Genomic DNA, 16,636 nt, shown 5'->3' with positions numbered 1-16,636 from the left:
TTTTTGGAGGAATTGAAATGGAGAATTTGGTAGAAAAGAGTATTAAAATTATTAAAAATAATCAATCAGAATATGGTTCATTTATAGCATCACCTTCATTCCCAACATATCATTTCAGTTGGTTGAGAGATGGCAGTTTCATTGCGTATTCTATGGATTTAGTGGAGCAGTATGCTGAAGCAAAGAAATTTTATCGTTGGGTAAATGAAGTGATAATAAGATATAGTTATAAAGTGGATAAAATTATAGAGAAAATAAAAAATGGCAATAAACTTGAACCGAATGACTTTCTTTATGCGCGATATACGCTGGAAGGTTATGAAGAGAAAGATAGTGGATGGGGTAATTTTCAACTTGATGGATATGGCACATGGCTTTGGGGATTATCAGAACATATAAAAATTACAGGTAAGACGGAACTCATAAATGATTTTTTCAAAAGCATAGATATTACAATTAAATACATTGATAATTTATGGTATTATCCTAATTTTGATGTATGGGAAGAAAATAGTGATAAAATACATACCTCTACGCTAGCATGCCTTTATGGGGGACTTAATTCTATAAACAAGTATTTAAATGATGATAAAGTTAAAGAATTAGCGAATAAAATAAAGACCTATATTTTGACAAACTGTGTTGTTGAAAATAGTTTTGTAAAATACGTAGGAAGCAATAGTGTTGACAGTAGTTTGATATGGCTGGCAATACCTTTTGAAGTAGTTGATGTAAATGATGAGATATTTCTAAATACAATTAAAAGAATAGAAAAAGAACTTTTACACAATGGGGGAATGCACCGCTATAGAAAAGATACTTATTATGGTGGCGGCCAATGGATATTATTATCTGCATGGATGGGGCTTTACTATTGCAAATCAGGTGATTATAAAAAAGCGGAAGAAGTAAAAAAATGGATAGAAGAGCAAGCGGATGAAAATGGATATCTGCCAGAACAGGTACCTTATCATTTAAATAATGAAGTTTATTATCCCTATTGGGTTAATAAGTGGGGTAATATTGCAAAGCCATTATTGTGGTCACACGCTATGTATTTAGTACTTGACTATGAACTTAAAAAGGCAGGTGTACAACTTGAGGATTAAAGATGTGTATCCGTCAAAATCACAATATAGGCCTGGTGAAAAAGTTGAAATTATTGCAACATTTGAGGTAACGGATGATTTAGGTAACTATACTGTATCGTGTACTGTTTTAAATTTTCATGACATACTTTATAAAACAGAAAAAGAATTAAAATTGCATGACGAAAAAGTTGTTTTTGAGTTTAATATAGAAAAAAACGAAAAAGAGATGATGGGCTTTGGGGTTGAAGTGGATTTGTACAGGAATAATAAAAAGATTAACAGTTTATCAACATCGTTTGATATTACCGAGTCATGGAAATTAGCACCGAGATACGGTTTTCTATCGGATTTTTTTGATAGAGATAAAAACGATGATAAAGATTTAGTACAGTTGAACAAATATCATATAAATGTAGTACAGTTTTATGACTGGATGTATAGACATCATGAACTGTTACCCCCGACTAATAGTTTTGCTGATCCTCTTGGTAGAAACCTATTAATTGATGTAGTAAAGCAAAAAATTAATTATGCGCATAAATTTGGTATGACAGCTATTGCTTATGGTGCTGTTTACGGTTGTGAAAAAGAATTTTATGATAAACATAAAGATTGGGCACTGTATAAAAATGATGGAACTGTTTTTGACCTTATAAATTTGATTTACATTATGGATATATCAAAGGAATCTGGATGGCATAATCACATAATATCTGAATTTTTAAAGGCTATTAAATTTGGATTTGATGGTATACACATGGACCAGTACGGTTTCCCCAAAGAGGCTTTAAGTATTGCTGGTGGTGTGAAAAAGATAAGAAGACTAAGGAATGAATTTCCTGTGTTAATTAATGACACAATGGAGTATATCGAAAAAAATGGATATAAACCTGCTTTAATTTTTAATGCTGTAAATAACTGGCCTATTGATACAGTAGCAAGTGCGAAACAGGATGTTGTATATATAGAAGTATGGCCTCCAAATGATACATATCAGGATTTATATAATTTAATTACAAATGCGAAAAAATATGCTCCTGATAAGCAGGTTATTCTTGCAGCATACATGGAGCCTTTTTCAAAAAGATCAAATGTCCCAGTAGAATATGCAGAAAATGCGACAATTATGATGATGGCTACAATATTTGCAAGTGGCGGCTTTCATCTTTTGCTTGGTGAATTAAACGGCATATTAACAGAGGCCTATTATCCTAATTATACAATGATAGACAATGAGAGATTCGTTAGAGAGCTAAGAAATTATTATGATTTCATTGTAAGATATGAAGAACTTTTATATGATTTTAATATTGTTGATAATACTATGACACATACAGGAGGAATAAATGGTGAGTATGTATTTAAAGGTACAAAGTTTTCACCAAAAGCTGAAAAGGATAGCGTATGGACTTTAATAAAAGAAAAACCGGGATATAAAATAATACATTTTATTAACTTTACTGGACTAGAAAGCACAAAGTGGAATGAAGGGAAAGAAAAGAGATCCAAAATTATAAATAATATCGAAGTTATTGCTCTTGTAGTAGAAAATGTAAAAGGTATATATTTAGCATCACCAGACATCGATTCTGGTAAACCGAAGAAACTGGATTATGAATATGTACCTCATGAACATGGGAAAGCTATTAGATTTGTTATACCACAATTAATAGTTTGGGATATGGTTTATATAGTTTGTGAGAGTTAAGTTTATGTAATATTTCAAGGATAGATAAATGGGACATATTTGAGCTATTTCTTATATTTAAGCTCTCTTCATTTTATTGCTATTTTTATCTAGAAGATTAGGATAAGCACAAACTTTATATAAAAATTCTTTTGAGAAACTGAGGTATTCCTATTTGCTACCATTGTATAATGATGCTAACGATATAAACTTGGCGAGTTATGGTATAAAAAATGAGAGAAATTATGCGAGGTAGATATATGTATTGTCAATAAGAAGTATATATACTACATCTTTCAGTTTCATAATAAAAAACTTGAAACATTAAGTGAGAGGAATAGAGTCTGAGGAAAGTATTAGATATTATCTATCTAAAAACGACAATTGGTTATTATTAGTTTTCATAGGGTTCCCTCCATTTTGTTTTTGTGCGTATTTTGTGCAAAAATTCGCCAAAAACAGGGGAATTCCTTTGAAAATATATAGCAGAACCACTAATTTTATGATGACTTTGAAGTTATTCTCCGAAAACCAAAAAATAAAATGAGGAGGTGTTTTTGATTATGTTGTCTCTTTATAGAAGAAAACTCTTTATAACAATTTTAATAGTAATTTTCGTGTTGTCTAACTTTTTCACATTATTTACTTATCCTATCTCACCAGGAGTTTCTGTTGCTTATGCCGCTTCAACAGGTAATTTGATTCAACGGGTTTATACAGATAAAGCTCGATATAATCCAGGGGATCTTGTTACCATTAGTGCTGATTTAATTAATAAAACTGGTTCAACATGGTCCGGCACTTTAACTCTTCAGATTAATAAACTAGAAAGCCAAATTTACACTGCAAGTCAGTCAGTTACTCTTGCCAATGGGGATTCAATTACAATCACATTTACATGGACTGCTCCACCTACCGACTTTGTTGGTTATTATGCCGGAATTGCGGCAGGAAGCACAGATTTCAATGGAACAGGTATCGATGTAAGTTCCTCTCCGCTTCGGTTTCCTCGCTATGGTTTTATCTCAAACTTTCCTGTTTCACAGACTGCCCAGCAATCCACAGATATGGTTAAACAGATGGTGGAAGACTATCATCTTAATCTTTTTCAATTTTACGACTGGATGTGGCGGCATGAGAAGCTAATTAAGCGAACCAATGGAGTTATAGATTCTACTTGGGTTGATCTTTTTGATCGCACACTTTCTTGGCAAACTATACAAAACAATGTTGCAGCAGTTCACTCCTTTAATGCTTATGCCATGGCTTACGCTATGAGTTATGCAGCTCGTGAAGGATATGAACAAATGTGGGGAATCAGCCCTACCTGGGGTATCTTTCAAGATACGGCACATCAAAGCCAGTTTAACGTGGATTTTCATAATGGCAAGTTTCTGTGGCTTTTTAATCCAGCAAATGTGAATTGGCAGACTTGGATCATTAGTGAATACAAAGATGCTATCAATACGGCAGGTTTTGACGGCATACAGATCGATCAAATGGGGCAGCGAGACAATGTTTACGATTATACTGGCTTTTCCGTTACTTTGCCTAGTACATTCGCTCAGTTTCTTCAACAAGTTAAGTCAGAATTAGAATCTAATAATGCAAAAAAGAATGTTGTTACTTTTAATATTGTTGATGGCACAGTGAATGGTTGGGCAGCGGGAGAAATTGCTCGTTATGGTGCCAGCGACTTTGACTTCAGCGAGATTTGGTGGAAAGCTAACACATATAATGATCTCCGAAATTACATCGAATGGCTCAGGCAAAACAATGGTGGCAAGCCTGTTGTACTTGCAGCTTATATGAATTACAACCAGGAATACGGTCCAATATATGAAGCTGAATCCGCTATTCTATCAGGCGTTAGTGTCAATACAAACCATCCTGGTTATACGGGCACTGGCTTTGTCGATGGATTTGAAACGGTGGGTGATTCTATCACGTGGACAATTGACTTCCCTGAGACTGGTGATTATTCGTTTGTTTTCCGTTATGCAAATGCCACTGGTGCTACTGCTACTCGTAATGTTTATGTAGATGGACGATTTCTGGGACAAGTCTCATTTGCTAATCAGGTGAATTGGGATACTTGGGCGGCAGACGCCTGGATTCAAATAGAGGGACTTACTGCTGGTACTCATAGTGTGACATTAAAGTATGACAGCGACAATATAGGCGCTATAAACGTCGATCATTTAACTCTTGGAGAGTTTGAGGAAAATTCAGTTCGATTGGCAGATGCAATGATGTTTGCCAGCGGTGCTACACACATTGAGCTTGGTGATACTAATCAGATGTTAGCGCATGAATATTATCCGAACCGTTCCAAGTCAATGCGTAATTCTCTCAAGGCAGCGATGAGAGACTACTATAGTTTTGCTACTGCTTATGAAAATTTACTCTTTGATCCTGATATAGTTCCAGCTGACCAAGGCAACCAATGGATTGCACTGACCACTGGACAACCTTTAAGCGGCAACGGAACTTTTGGTACTATTTGGCAAATGGTTAAACGCAAGTCTGATTATGATATCATACATTTGATTAATCTAATGGGCAATGATGATCAGTGGCGTAACCCAGCTGTTCAGCCTACTTTCCAAAGCAACATTGGAGTTAAATACTATCCAGGACCTAATGCCGCCGTCAGTGGCGTATATCTTGCCAGTCCGGATCTCGATCACGGTATGACCATTCCACTCACTTATACGACGGGTAATGATAGCCGAGGTAACTATATCCAGTTTGCTGTGCCAAGCTTAAAGTACTGGGATATGATTTATGTAAAGCGTACGATAACCACACCGCCAGATGGACAGTATGAAGCAGAATATGCTATTAAAAGCGGCACTAACATCAATACCGATCATACAGGATATACGGGCAGCGGTTTTGTAGACAACTTTGATGCTAGTGGTAAAGGTGTATCGTTTATTATAAATGTTCCAACTAGTGATACCTACACGCTTCGATTCCGATATGGGAACGGCAGTACTACTATTGCTACGCGAAATTTATTTATTGATGGTCAGTATGCAGGTGCTCTCCAATTCCGAAATCTTTATAACTGGGATGTGTGGGATACAGTGGAAACCACTATGTGGCTTTCAGCGGGTGTTCATCAAGTGGTACTTTGGTACAGTTCTGAAAATGATGGTGCTATCAATCTTGATAACCTGATTGTTCTACAACAAACTACTCCAGCAAGAACTTCAGCTCGCTCCTTTTGGATGAATAACTGGTCCAATTTGATAGGTATTCACATGGCTAGCAAATTAAGCCCGACTGATAATGGAAATTATGGTCCTCGCCTGGCTGAACTTCATTTCAGAGGCGATTGGCCTACTAATCAAATCGTAGATGCAACTGCTTTTTTCCGAGATGAAACGGATCTTACTCCCATAAAGTATACCAATGCTCATAGCTTTGATTCTGAAGCATGGTTTGAAAACGACGGGACCCTTACCGTGAGATATCTGAACTATAATGGCTCAGCCTTGCCAGTACAGATCACCAAACAATACGCTATGGTGCCTAACCAAAATTTTCTTGTGATCAAATATACTTTTTTAAACCAGACAAGTAGCGCACGTACTTTAAACTTTCTAGAACAAGTTCATTTGAACAACAAGACTAGTAGCGATCCGAATCCAAGGTGGCAACACGGCTGGTGGGACGTGAGTCGAAATGCACTTGGTACTGACATGAGCCAGACTGGTCAGTTCTATATTGAATTGGGTGCTTTTCAGACTATGGATAGTTATCAGGTGGGTAATGACGCCGATTCCAATCCTAACAGTCAGACGTCATCACCGTGGTATCAGTTTGACGCCAACGGTGTTCTAAATAGGTGCGGTGATCTTTGGTCACAGAATCTTAGCATGGGTTTTCAGAAACTTATTACCGTGCCTGCTGGAGGTAGCGTAACATTGGCTTTTTATTATGCTATCGGTTCAACCCAGGAGGAAGCGGAAGCAGCAGCAGATTTAGCTCGTTCTCAGACAGCTGACTACTGGTTTACCCAAACTGCTGCCGAGTATAATAATTGGCTTAACAGCGGCCAGCGGGTTAATACGTCTGATATTGGTATCAATACTGCCTTTGATCGGAGCCTCATCATAAACAAACAGGCACAACATCCGGAGTTTGGTTCCTGGCCCGCGGCTACAAATCCCTCTTATCAGTACAAGGTGTGGGTTCGTGACTCGGCTGTAACGGCTATGGGAATGGATGCTACTAATCATCTTTCTGAGGCAGAAAAGTATTGGAACTGGATGGCCTCTGTTCAAAATACAGATGGGACATGGCATACAAATTACAATGTATGGAAGGCAAATGAATGGATCGCGTTTGTGGAGCCTGAACACGATGCCATTGGACTTTTTCTCATCGGGGTTTATCAGCATTACAGTTTACTCAAATCCCGCGATCCCTCGGCAGCGACGACTTTTCTGAATAACATTTGGACGCAGGTAACCCGCGCTGGTGATTTCATCTACAAAAACATTGACGCTTCTGGGTTTGGTCCGGCTGATGCTTCTATCTGGGAGGAGCAGGTCGAGTATAATATTTTTACTCAAGTTACTTATGCCACAGGATTGAATGCTGGGCGGTTGTTAGCCCAAGAAAAAGGTGATATTACTCGTGCAAATAACTATTTGTCGGGTGCTCAAATCATCAAGGATGCGATTCTACGATCGTTTTTGTCTTCACCACGAGGTCTCTGGAATGAATCTAATCGCTATTTTAATCGGGCGATCAATACAGACGGTACAGCGCGAACGACGGTTGATGCTTCATCGGACTTGATTTGGGTCTTTGGTCTTCTTTCACCGACTGATACTAGGATTCGAGATCACCTCATTAAGGTACTATCACGGCTGACCCATGACGGGTACGGCATTGCTCGATATGAAAACGATGAGTTCTATCATTCTAGTCCATACAGCCCCGGTGGACAGTATGAGGCTGGTGCAGCCGAACCAGTTTGGCCACAAATGACTATGTACGCATCTATGATTGAGCATTGGAGGGGTGATGATGCCACTGCACTGGCTCGGCTTAAGTGGTATGTCAGCCGAACTGCTCGTGGCTATGTCACACCCGGTGAAGCTGTGGACTGGACCAATGGTCAACCGCTTATCAGTACGGCAGTTGAACCAGTGACGGGCTCCTGGTTTCAGATGGCGGTTCTTACTTACTTAAACCGGTTTGATCCACGATTACCTGATTTTTAAATCTATTGCTGAGAATGATAAGTTTGATTTTTATAAGATTAAATATTTTCTGACTCTAGACGCGAAAAGGAATTAAAAGATAAAATGATATGTTAGATGAAATTTTTACAAGTGAATAATGTAAAGCACAAAAATTGAAAAATAAAGGTATATACAAGGCTTCTCTTCCTCATAGTATATACGAGGGAGAGAAGCCTTATTTTTAAATTCAACACAAAATAAGAAAAATGAAGAAAAGATTTAAAGTTAAAATTTCGGATTGCTAAATTAAAGTATAGTTAAATGTTATCTAGTTAGGATAGATGAAAATTAGGTAGAAATATTGTGATACAAATAAGATGTATAAAACTGAATATTTACTTTTCACAATATTTTTTCAGCAAAATGTTTTATTCTTTCAAGAGCTTTTGCTATTTTATCTATAGAATATGCATACGATACGCGGATGTATCCTTCACCGCTTGGACCAAATGCATTTCCGGGTACTACTGCTACCTTTTCTTCTTTTAGGAGCTTTTTACAAAATTCCTGAGAAGTCATACCTGTCTTTTTTATTGGAGGAAAAATATAGAAAGCTCCTTTTGGTTCAAAACAGTCAAAACCTATTTCACGAAATCCATTTACGATAAACTTTCTTCTCTGGTTGTACGTTTCACGCATCTTTACTATATCTTCTTCACATTCGTATATCCCTTTTATGGCTGCGTACTGCGCAGTTATTGGAGCACATATTGTTGTATACTGATGAATTTTGTTCATTGCTTCTATAAATTCATGCTCTGCTGCAATGTATTTAAAAGGGCTCTAAGCGCTAAATCAATAGCTTCGCTAGCACCAATAGTAACCATAATTTCTTTCTCAGGGTCATAATTTAAGTTATAATGTTTCTTTAAAAAGCAAGAGATGGCTATTCTAAGTTCGAGTAGACCTAAGTTTGATGTATATGTGGTATTTCCCCTATTTAGGGTCTCAATTTCTTCTTTTCTTATTTTCCATGGAGTTACAAAATCTGGTTCGCCAACTCCTAATGATATTATATTTTTTGAGTTAGTTACAAGATCAAAAAATTTCCTAATTCCAGATGATGGTATACTTTTTACTACCTCAGATATGTATTTGTTTGTATTCATGGTGTTATCACCAGTCTTTTGTTGTCTTGATTTTCTTCAAATAAAACACCATCTTTTTTATACCTTTTCAGTATAAAGTGGGTTGTGGTGCTCAATACTCCTTTAATAGGAGCGAGCTTTTCAGCCACAAATAGCGCTATTTCTTTCATTGTTTTGCCTTCTACTTCTACGGAAAGGTCATATGTTCCAGAGATCAAGGATACAGATTTTACTTCTTCAAACTGGCATATTCTTGAGCTATGGAGTTAAATCCCAGGTCTTGTTGTGGTGCTACTTTTACGTCTATGAGAGCGGTAACTATTTCACAATTTGTTTTTTCCCAGTTTATTAGTGAGAATATTTTAGGATTATTTTTTGTCTTCAAGCTCTTTTATTGTATTTCTTACTTCTTCTTCAGTAAGCCCAAGAGCTACCACAATTTGCTTTTCCGTAAGCCGGCTGTTTTCTTGTAAAAGTTCAATAATTTTCATGGTTTTGTCCATACTTTTGCCCTTCTTCCTGAATGATATTTTATTCATCATTATAATACTAACATGAATGCGATTCAATAATTTAATAAGTTGAAGTGAGGAATTTTAGAAGTAATTAATGTCAAGTCTATGTTGATTTTTTGTTTTGAACAAGTATGATGAATTTTTGGATTTTAAAAGATCAAATTTTTGTATGCAATTAAATGAGATTTTAATATTTGGTAATTGACTCAACTGTGATATAATTACAGTAGAAGCAAAGGGGGAAATTTTCATATGGGACAAGAATACGATATTGCTGCCAAAAGTATATTTTCAAATCTTGCTGATGATATAGCATCATATTTTTTAGGACTTACATACACAAAAATAGATGAACTTAATATCGAGTTTACAATAGTTGAAAGCAGAGAAAGTGATATGATATTTAAATGCACTACTGACTACGGTGACATTGCTCTACATATGGAATTTCAGACATATAATGACAATAAAATGCCCTATAGAATGTTAAGATACGCTACAGAAATAATGGAAAAACATAACTTAGTGCCGTACCAAGTAGTAATTTATTTTGGCAAAAATGAATTAAAGATGGAGGATAAATTAGACTATCATTTAGGAAAAAGAATTTTTTAAACTTTCACTACAGGCTAATAGACATGGGAGAAGTAAAATTTGAAGATATTGCTGAAACTAAATATTACGACTTATATGCTTTTTTACCTCTGGTAGACAAAGAGAAGAGACAAAAAGAGGAAGAGGAATATCTTAAGAAATGCGCTGAAGCAATAAGAGATATGCCAGTAGATAAGGGAAAGAAGGAAAATATAGTGATATCAGCCCAGATACTGGCAGGGATAGTGTATGATAAGGAAATTATAGAAAGGATTTTTTCGGAGGTGATAGGAATGTCTATACTTGAGGAATCAAAAATATACAGAGAAATATTAGAGAAGGGTAAAAAAGAAGGGGAAAGAGAAAAAAGTATAGAGATAGCCAAAGAACTTCTAAAAGAAGGAATGGATATTAACAAAATTGCTCAAATTACCAAATTATCTGTAGAAGAAATAAAAAAATTATTAAATTAGAGCCTAAATCAAGGCTTTTTTTATTTTACAAGCATCGGTACGGATTTTTCATTTTCGCTTCGCTCAAATCAAAAATCCGAATCAATATAGCACGACCGCAGGCGGCAAAGCCACAGCGGTCGTGCTTTTTTGTTTGCACCCGCTTCATAGATTATACGCCTACTCGCCTTTCGGTCAAGGGGTCGGTGAGCATATCCTCCCTCGCTTGCGCTCGGTCCGGTATCTCTCCCCGACCCCTTGACCTTCGGCTCGCAGGCTGCTTCGTTTTTTACTGCCGGGGCAAACAAGAAGCAAACAAAAAATGAGGAGGTGTGGACGCATGGCGTAAGAAAGTAAGCTATAGCGCTGGGCTGTCAAATACGAGCGAGTAAAAAATTTTAGGGGAGGGAATGTAAAATGACTGCTAAAGAAATTGCTGAAGAAATAAGAAAAAGTTTAAAAAAGCATGGGATAACATCAAGGTAGGTAAGTGTCAGAGCAAAAACATATACATTTGATGAAGCAATTGAAATTAAAATTAAGGATTTAACAGTATCTAAAAAGCTTGTTGAAGAAATTGCTAAGGAATATGAATATATAAGATGGGATGACTACACAAATGATATACTTGCTGGAGGTAATACTTACGTTACTGTTGACTTTGACTATAGAGTTTTAAGAGAAAGAGCTGAAGAATTTAGAGAAACAGCCAGAAAAATCTTGGAAGAGAAAAACAAATACGACAAGGATGAACTGATGAGATTAGCAGAAAAAGGAGATTTGGTGGTATTGTATCAGCCTCATCACAATGGTACTTATCCTCATGTTAAATTATGCAGAAGAAATAACCACAGCTGTATTTTAGATAATCTTGAAAGCTATTATGCTGCTGATGAGTATGGACTAAGTGAAGTTCTGGCAATTTTAGCATATCAATACGGGTTCGATTTTACTAAGATAAAGATATAGCAATAGTAGAGCGTTAACTTTACCATGGCACTAAAGAGAAAACTTTGAGAAATTTTGTATAGAAATGTTGGAATATGTTATGATATAATAATTAATGTGAAGAAAAATTTTCGAGATATGTGGGAAAAGGCATTCCCCTGCATGGGGCACTTCGGGAAATCTCACATAAGGAAAGGGGGAATGCCGATGTGGAAAAAAGTATAATCAATCTACTAACTATGGTAACAGCAGTTGTAGGATTGTACATTGTAGTTAATGCACCCAAATCCATAACAATTAAAGTAGAATGTTGGTAAAATTTGTTTAATTTTGTGAGGGTCACCCGCTTCTAACACTTCTTTGTCTTTTAGAAGGTATTCTTTTATCTTTTCTTTTGTTACAAAAGAAGTATCAGGTAAGTTATCCATCTCTTTTAATCTTGTTTCTATTTCGATTTTTTGCTGCTCAAGTTCGGTTAATTTATCATCAAGACTGGGATGAAAATATCCTCGTGCTATTACGTCTACAATCATATTTATGCCTTTTACAACATCTTCATATCTTTTTGCGAGTATCTTTCTTTCTTCGTTTCTTTCTAGAATTATTTTTTTATTTTCTTCATTTAGTTTTTCGACAAGCTTTGGTAGTGCAGCTTCAAAAAATACTTTTTTAGATAATTCAGACAAAAGAGACTTATCAAAAATCTTCTGTCTGATAATAGTAGTGTAACTGGAAAAGCTGTATAATAATCTTCGAAGACTTTGTTCCAATCAGCTTTGTTTTCTTTGCCGTCAAGATCAATACCAAGAACAATATAGCAGGTAGCTTTTTTAACTTTGGAAGAATCTTTAATTTCACAATGATAAGCATCAATAATTATAGCAAATGCTTCTTGTGGTAGTTCCCTTTACTTGAAAAAATCTAGCTCTTTTTTAAGGTTGTTTTTGATTTTAGTAATTTCTTCTTCAGAATAAGGTAAATTCAAACTTTTAAGATCGTTTAAAAGTGAACTTTCCGAATAACTATTGACGAATTTCAATAGATATATTTTTTACTGTTTCAACGAATACAACAGGAAAACCCTGATCTTACATATTCCATGGGTTGTCACTAAAAATTATCCTACAGTATCTTGACACTATCTAGAGAGTGTAATGGATTTATTATCCCTGTGAAGTGTGTTATAATTACAATAGAAGGTAATTAAGGAGAAACGGGAGGAAGAAGATGAACTCAACATTGAATTTACGAAAGTTGAAAACAGAGAAAGTGACATGGTCTTTAAAAGCAGTACCGAGAAAGGAGATATTGCTGTACATATATAATTTCAATCCAGCAATGATGATAAGATGCCTTACAGGATGCTAAGATATTCCCTTGAAATAATGGAAAAACACAATCTAATACCTTATCAAATAGTAATTTACATGGGAAAAAATGAGTTAAACATGGAAGACAAATTAAATTACAACTTAGGAGAACAAAATATTTTAGACTACAGGTATAGAATAATTGATGTAGAGGAAATAAAATTTACAGACATTACAAAAACAGATTATTATGACTTATATGCACTTTTGCCTTTAATGGACAAAGAAAAAAGAAAGAGAGAAGGAGAAAATTATCTTAAAGAGTGTGTGGAAGCAATTCAATAAAGAATATGCCTGTAGATACGGCCAAGAAAAAAGACATAGCTTTTAAGGCAGAAATATTATCGGGTATAGTTTACAGCAGGGAAGTCATAGAGAGAATTTTTTCGGATATGCACGCTCTTCAAACTAAAAAGCGGGATATATTAATGTGATAGATATATGAATATAGATATTATAAAATTCATGGGAAAAATATGAAGATGCAGGAATGTTACTTAAATAAAGCATTAAAATCAAATATAACAGAATTTAATGGAGAGGTGCAAATAATGTCTAAAAAAACATCCAGACTCTGCATTATAGACAGATTTGAAGGTGATTGGGCAGTAATAGAATATGGAAATAAAACATTCAATTTTCCGAAAGAACTTCTTCCTCAAAACGCAAAAGAAGGAGATGTGCTTATATTTAACGTCCTAATAGACGAAAAAGAAACAGAAAACCGCAAAAAGATAATGGAAGACCTTGCAAAAGAATTGTTTAAAGAGGAATAATGTATGTTAAATATGTTTGCCAAAATTATTAAACAAGTAAGATGTACAACGAGTTTATCATAAACATGGAAAGGAGTATGAATATTATGTATGAGAACTACGATGTGAAATACGAAATCAAAAAAGATTGGTGGTTAATTGCGATCATCATATTGATATGGATTTTTACGTTTACTGTTTTTGGACGTTTGCCGGATAAAATTCCAATGCACTGGAATATTTCGGGCCAAGTGGATAGTTTTGGTCCAAAACATGATATATTTATTTTGCCGTCAATTATTACTGGAATATATTTCGCAATGTTGTATATACCCCTTATTGACCCTAAAAGAGCCAATTATGGTAAATTTGCTGGAGCTTATAGAGTGATAAGGACAGTTTTAGTAATTATTTTATCAGAAGTATATTTTGTTTCTACATATTCTGCATTAGGTTATAAGATTGATATAAATAGAATGGGCAATCTTATTATTCCTTTTATGCTGATTGGATTTGGAAGTGCTATGGGTAAACTTCGCCATAATTATTTTGTAGGGATAAGAACTCCATGGACGTTGGCGGATGAAGAGGTATGGAATAAGACACACCAGCTAGGCGGAAAACTATGGCTTATTGCAGGTATTATCGGTTTATTTGCTTCCTTTTTCACCGGTACATGGGTGGCTGTTTTGATATTTGTGCTGTTAATTACTGCTGTTATAGTACCGGTTGTATATTCTTATATAGTTTTCAAAAACAAAGAAAAGTAAAGGAGACAATACTATGGGAAATAATAAATTAGGCTTATTTGTAGTTTTATTAGGAATATTTGTAATATCTACTACAACATATCTAAGCAGACATATTTATATTACTGATTTTTTGCGAGGGATATTTAACGGGGTAGGCATCGGATTAGAAATTATAGGGATTATTATCATGCAGCAAAAGAAGCTACATTTTAAATTTATGTAAAATTTCCTAAAGTGCCCTGTGACATGGGAATGCTCTTCTTTCGCATATCGATATTTTAAATGAACTATTCATTTCAGCAAATTCGTTCTTACCTTCATTATCAATTTCCACTGTAAAGTCATAATTTGATAGTTTTTCAACAAGAACATTAATCTGCTTCATTGAGATTCCTAATAATTTTGTTATAGCAAATCCTACAATTATTGATATTACCGTCAACAAGATAAATACTCCTATAAAGATACCTCTTGATTTTGAAAAGCTAAATTTGCTTTATTTACAACTTCCATTAAATTTTTAGCATTTAATTCAACTGATTATGCCATTTTAGAATTATACAAATTATTCATAGCTTCTTAAAATCTTCATGTTATTTATAACAAAAAATGAAATTATTCCAAAAGAAATGGCAACTATTCCTATTAGAATAAAAAGTAAAGTTGTTATTTTTACATTTTTCAGTATGTTTTTACTTCCTTTTACGTTCACGTTCTGAACATCAGTTCTATCTCCTCTGAAGTTTTAGGTCTCGATATATAATAACCTTGTATTTTGTCACAACCCCATTCCTTTAGCATACTAAGCTGTTCCCCTGTTTCTACCCCTTCCGCTACGACTTCATAGTTCATTTCCTTTGAGATATACAAAATTCCCTTAATTAATGTTTTTACTTTGTTTTCGTCAATCCTGTCAATAAGGCTTTTGTCCATCTTAATAGTGCTTATAGGAAACTCTATCATGTTTATTAAGGAAGAATATCCAACTCCAAAATCATCTAGCGAAATCTTTATTCCCCTTCTTAAAAATTCGTCTATTTTATTTACCTTTTGCTCTTTAATGTCTAATATTTGAGTTTCAGTAAATTCTATGCCGATGAGATTTGATGGTGTATTGTATTTACTAATAAGCTCATCAAATTTAAAGAAAAACTCATCGTCCCTAAGCTGAAGGGGAGAAACATTGATGTTAACCTTAAGCTCGATACCCTTATTCCGCCAATCTTTTATTTGTTTAAAAACATCTTCAATAATGAAAATACCAAATTCTTTGATAAGACCAGTCTCCTCAAGCACTGGAACGAATCGAGAAGGAGAGATGTCGCCATATTTGTCGTTCCTCCACCTTGCAAGGGCTTCAACTTCCCTTATCCTATTCTCTCTCAAATCATAAATAGGCTGAAATAAAAGGTAAAACTCGTTGTTTAACATCGCTTTCTTGATATCTACCATCATTTCAGCTTTTTCGATTATCTTGTCCTCTATAGTTTTGTCAAAAATGACATATTTTGATTTGCCCAACTTTTTAGCTTCAAACATTGCAGCATCTGCTTTTCTTATAATATCATCCATATGTTCGCCTACTTTTGATACATAAATGCCTGCGCTCACTGTTGTTAAGATATCTCTTTCCTCAACTTTGAAAACATAATTAAACTTTTCTATAACATTTTCTATAACGCTTATTGCTTCATCCAAATTACAGTGAAAAAGAACAACGAACTCATCACCCCCAAGCCTGAAAATCTTTCCCTTTTCTTTTACTATTTCAATCAGCATCTTGCTTATTTCAACTAACACTTTATCCCCAAAATGATGCCCATAGGAATCGTTAATGTATGTGAAATTATCAAAATCAAGGAGAGCAACAACAAATTGGCAATTGCTAGAGCTATAATACTCATATAAAAAATATCTGTTTGGAAGGTGGGTCAAATAATCATAATAATACTTCTTATCTCTAAGTTCCTTTTTCTTCAACACATAAATCATCCTTTCATATTCGGTCGGCGGTATCGAAGATATGCCGGACAGAAATGATATATTCTTCAAAATCAAACAGATTCATGGGAAAGGCTCCCATTCCCCACGGTGAATTTTTCAAAAGCCAACTGAAACAA

10 protein-coding genes and 6 pseudogenes are annotated in these 16,636 nt (G+C 34.9%); 9 read left to right on the top strand and 7 right to left on the bottom strand.

Going from position 1 to position 16,636, the window contains the following annotated elements:
* Positions 1-17: 17 nt before the first annotated feature.
* The 3 genes from OEI98_RS13030 (at position 18) to OEI98_RS13020 (ending at position 8,021) form a co-directional block, all read left to right on the top strand.
* A complete protein-coding gene (locus OEI98_RS13030) occupies positions 18-1,109 on the top strand; it encodes a glycoside hydrolase family 15 protein (protein ID WP_004398768.1) in 1,092 nt (363 codons plus the stop codon).
* 4 nt (positions 1,110-1,113) lie between these two features.
* On the top strand, positions 1,114-2,799 hold the full coding sequence (locus tag OEI98_RS13025) for a glycoside hydrolase family 66 protein (protein ID WP_004398767.1): 1,686 nt from the start codon (positions 1,114-1,116) through the stop codon (positions 2,797-2,799).
* 542 nt (positions 2,800-3,341) lie between these two features.
* Entirely contained in the window at positions 3,342-8,021 is a 4,680-nt protein-coding gene (locus OEI98_RS13020; protein WP_004398766.1) for a glycoside hydrolase family 66 protein, read from the top strand.
* A gap of 363 nt (positions 8,022-8,384) precedes the next feature.
* Here OEI98_RS13020 and OEI98_RS13015 read toward each other — a convergent pair.
* Positions 8,385-9,151, bottom strand: a pseudogene (locus OEI98_RS13015) (aminotransferase class I/II-fold pyridoxal phosphate-dependent enzyme).
* Positions 9,148-9,633: pseudogene (locus OEI98_RS13010) on the bottom strand (Lrp/AsnC family transcriptional regulator). Before OEI98_RS13010 ends, OEI98_RS13015 begins: the two co-directional pseudogenes overlap by 4 nt.
* Positions 9,634-9,897: 264 nt before the next feature.
* Here OEI98_RS13010 and OEI98_RS13005 point away from each other — a divergent pair.
* Both OEI98_RS13005 and OEI98_RS15175 read left to right on the top strand, forming a co-directional pair.
* Positions 9,898-10,712, top strand: a pseudogene (locus OEI98_RS13005) (Rpn family recombination-promoting nuclease/putative transposase).
* A gap of 396 nt (positions 10,713-11,108) precedes the next feature.
* Positions 11,109-11,660, top strand: a pseudogene (locus OEI98_RS15175) (hypothetical protein).
* A 212-nt stretch (positions 11,661-11,872) separates the two neighbouring features.
* Here the strand turns inward: OEI98_RS15175 and OEI98_RS12995 are convergent.
* Positions 11,873-12,409, bottom strand: a complete 537-nt coding sequence (locus OEI98_RS12995) for a hypothetical protein (RefSeq protein WP_266038309.1) — start codon at positions 12,407-12,409, stop codon at positions 11,873-11,875.
* A pseudogene (locus OEI98_RS12990) lies at positions 12,379-12,666 on the bottom strand (transposase); the annotation flags it as partial. The pseudogene OEI98_RS12990 and the gene OEI98_RS12995, both read right to left, overlap by 31 nt.
* 175 nt (positions 12,667-12,841) lie before the next feature.
* Here OEI98_RS12990 and OEI98_RS12985 point away from each other — a divergent pair.
* The 4 genes and pseudogenes from OEI98_RS12985 to OEI98_RS12970 all read left to right on the top strand — a co-directional run.
* Positions 12,842-13,404 (top strand): annotated as a pseudogene (locus tag OEI98_RS12985) (Rpn family recombination-promoting nuclease/putative transposase); the annotation flags it as partial.
* Between the two features lie 156 nt (positions 13,405-13,560).
* Positions 13,561-13,785 carry a DUF3006 domain-containing protein gene (locus OEI98_RS12980; RefSeq protein ID WP_014063538.1) on the top strand — a complete coding sequence of 75 codons (225 nt, stop codon included), beginning with the start codon at positions 13,561-13,563 and terminating at the stop codon, positions 13,783-13,785.
* Positions 13,786-13,871: 86 nt separating this feature from the next.
* Positions 13,872-14,534 (top strand): SdpI family protein, encoded by a 663-nt coding sequence (locus tag OEI98_RS12975; protein WP_266038306.1) that lies wholly within the window; start codon positions 13,872-13,874, stop codon positions 14,532-14,534.
* 13 nt (positions 14,535-14,547) lie between these two features.
* Positions 14,548-14,739: a hypothetical protein gene (locus OEI98_RS12970; RefSeq protein WP_003870410.1), complete on the top strand. Its 192-nt coding sequence runs from the start codon at positions 14,548-14,550 to the stop codon at positions 14,737-14,739.
* 6 nt (positions 14,740-14,745) lie between these two features.
* Here the strand turns inward: OEI98_RS12970 and OEI98_RS12965 are convergent, their stop codons facing one another.
* The 3 genes from OEI98_RS12965 to OEI98_RS12955 form a co-directional block, all read right to left on the bottom strand.
* Positions 14,746-14,961, bottom strand: a complete 216-nt coding sequence (locus tag OEI98_RS12965) for a methyl-accepting chemotaxis protein (protein ID WP_003870411.1) — start codon at positions 14,959-14,961, stop codon at positions 14,746-14,748.
* Between the two features lie 120 nt (positions 14,962-15,081).
* A complete protein-coding gene (locus OEI98_RS12960) occupies positions 15,082-15,228 on the bottom strand; it encodes a hypothetical protein (protein WP_003870412.1) in 147 nt (48 codons plus the stop codon).
* Positions 15,225-16,508 carry a putative bifunctional diguanylate cyclase/phosphodiesterase gene (locus OEI98_RS12955; protein ID WP_266038301.1) on the bottom strand — a complete coding sequence of 428 codons (1,284 nt, stop codon included), beginning with the start codon at positions 16,506-16,508 and terminating at the stop codon, positions 15,225-15,227. The genes OEI98_RS12960 and OEI98_RS12955 overlap by 4 nt, the downstream gene beginning before the upstream one ends.
* Positions 16,509-16,636: the final 128 nt, after the last annotated feature.

It is taken from the genome of Thermoanaerobacter sp. RKWS2, assembly GCF_026240795.1.
In the GTDB taxonomy this organism is placed as follows: Bacteria; Bacillota; Thermoanaerobacteria; order Thermoanaerobacterales; family Thermoanaerobacteraceae; genus Thermoanaerobacter; species Thermoanaerobacter ethanolicus.
This window is presented reverse-complemented; position numbering and strand designations above follow the sequence as displayed.

Bases quoted from the DNA above. Each gene is read 5' to 3' on its own strand.
- OEI98_RS12980 (WP_014063538.1), top strand. From the start codon at position 13,561: ATGTCTAAAAAAACATCCAGACTCTGCATTATAGACAGATTTGAAGGT.
- OEI98_RS12970 (WP_003870410.1), top strand. From the start codon at position 14,548: ATGGGAAATAATAAATTAGGCTTATTTGTAGTTTTATTAGGAATATTT.
- OEI98_RS13030 (WP_004398768.1), top strand. From the start codon at position 18: ATGGAGAATTTGGTAGAAAAGAGTATTAAAATTATTAAAAATAATCAA.
- OEI98_RS12955 (WP_266038301.1), bottom strand. From the start codon at position 16,508: ATGATTTATGTGTTGAAGAAAAAGGAACTTAGAGATAAGAAGTATTAT.
- OEI98_RS13020 (WP_004398766.1), top strand. From the start codon at position 3,342: ATGTTGTCTCTTTATAGAAGAAAACTCTTTATAACAATTTTAATAGTA.
- OEI98_RS12975 (WP_266038306.1), top strand. From the start codon at position 13,872: ATGTATGAGAACTACGATGTGAAATACGAAATCAAAAAAGATTGGTGG.